This is a genomic window from Candidatus Aegiribacteria sp., assembly GCA_021108435.1.
Lineage (GTDB): Bacteria > Fermentibacterota > Fermentibacteria > Fermentibacterales > JCC-6 > Aegiribacteria.
On the sequence record JAIOQY010000107.1, the window covers coordinates 1 to 2,280 of the forward strand.

The 2,280-nt window shown below is 41.6% G+C and carries 1 protein-coding gene; it reads right to left on the minus strand.

The window, feature by feature from the left end; all coding sequences use genetic code 11:
• Nucleotides 1–2,189: hypothetical protein (locus K8R76_06350; GenBank protein ID MCD4847793.1), on the minus strand; the 2,189-nt coding region annotated here is incomplete at its 3' end.
• Between the last annotated feature and the right edge of the window lie 91 nt (nucleotides 2,190–2,280).

Consider the following 2,280-nt stretch of genomic DNA (forward strand, 5'->3'; position numbering starts at 1 on the left):
GAAGGAATGACGCTGCCGTTCGTGTCTCTGAGGTTCCAGACAAGGCTGTGCTGTCCCGCGGCTATCTCCTCCGCCGCAAGAGTATTTACGATTCGCCCAGTTATATCAAAGACATCTATCCTTGTAACGCCTGCTGCTGCAAGACTGAAGAGTATTGTGACATCGCTCATGGCAGGAGTCGGAAAATTTGAAATATTGCACTCCATTACATTACATGTAGAATCATCATCATCGTTTATCCCAAGAGGTTCATTCTTGAGGATTTGAAAAGAGCAATCAGTAGAAACATAAAGATGATCGTTTGCACAATCTAAACCTCTGCACCAGCCTGCAGTTTGAAAGAATTCCTCACGAAAAGGAGCACTGGGATTGCTGACATCTATTTCAAGGAAACCGCCTATCAAGTTAGCGATATAAGCATAGTCTCCATCGACATGGATATTCGAATAACTGGAAAGATCACCATCAGAATACGATCCGACAATCTGGGGAGCGTTGATAACGCTGATATCAACTATTTGAAGCTGTTCCTGAGAAACAATAAAAAGTAAATTTTCTACCGCAATGATACCTGTTACTTCCCCGGCAGTAATAAATGATGTAACCGTTTGAGGAAATAAACTATCAGTTACATCTACGATCCATACTTCACCTGTACAGTCTCCAACAAAGGCGTATTCATCAGCTACATATATCTTATTACCATCTTCAGTACCGAGCGCTATGGTGCTTAATAAAGAAGGATTTGAGGGATCCTGCAGATCCGTTATCTGCAATGTGTTGCCAACCACAAGATATGTATATGGATCACCGGCAAATAGATCCTCTACAGCTGCAGCATATTCTCCGGCATATACAGGTAGATCAGGATTGCTGATATCGACGATCTCAAGAAGATCGTTCATTATATCAGGGATATATGCATAGTCATCCTTTACAGTAAGTAAGAAGCAGAAACTGGGAAATCCTATAGGGTAATTTCCCCTGGGATACGGACTATAAGGATCACTTATATCAACGATATTAAGTCCGCTGTTAAACCAATCTCCCATATCTACTATGTAAGCAAAATTACCTGAGACCTGTATTCCCCGCGAAGTATAAGCCTCTACATCGATACTTCCTTCAAGTACGAAGTTCAATGGATCTTGTATGTCCTGTATTTGTATAGAATTGGAGTTCACTTCAAACAGTCTGTCTTCATCTACAAACAGGTTTCCGCTTCCTCCATAACTAACTGCTATAAAAGGATAAACAGGATCAGACACATCTATTACAGCGATCAAATCAGGAGATGATACAGATACAACAACATACTGGGAATTTATCTTTGCTATGCGCATTACCGATCCGTCAAAATACAGATTTGAGAGCAGGAAAGGATTTAGAGGATCGATTGCATTTACTATATTAAATCCAGTTGGTCCGGAAGCGAGATAAGCATATCCATCTTCTTCAATAAGCTTATTCGTACAACAGATATCGGTAAGCTCCGAAACAAAAATGGGATTTCCCGGAGTTGTGATATCAAGGACAGTAAATCCTGCGCCTCCCGTTGACGAAACAAAAGCATAATTACCTGATATATCAAGCCCCACAGCGCCTGATTTCTCATAAAAGCCAATGGAATCCGGTTCTGCAGGATTCTGAACATCCAGTACCCAGAAGCCGATACCATCAACCACAAAAAGATCAGTACCTCTGAGATACAGAGTATGTGCCCTTTTCAGAGAGTAGGTTGAGACAAGTTCCATATTGTTTATGTCAATTATCCTTACGCCTTCGTGGTCGCCTATATATGCATAGTCCCCTTCTATCAGAATATCATTCACACCCATTATCTGCCCTTGTTTTAAAGTATATAGTGGAGTATAAATTCTGGAAAGAAATTCAGGATTTGAAATATCTGATATGTCGATAAGCCACAGTCCATCCTGGAATGAACACCAGACGCTGTCACCACAAACAAAGACATCACTCATTCCCTGCCACATACAACTTCCTAGATGCTGAATAGTCCCATTTTCACGATGATCTGTGTGTTCCACGATATATTCTGAGGGAATCACCCATCCATCCGGAAGGCATGGAGAGCCTTCTTCACCGGTAATCCGCACTCCGATATCTGCTACATTTGCAGTTACAGTAAACGCCGCCGCAAGCAGAAAAAATAGAGAAAGTTGCTTCATTTCTGATCCTTTCGAAATTCCTGTGCCTGTACAGGCTCGAACGCCACTTGAGGTGCCTGCAGAATTATACCGATTTAAATTGATAACACCC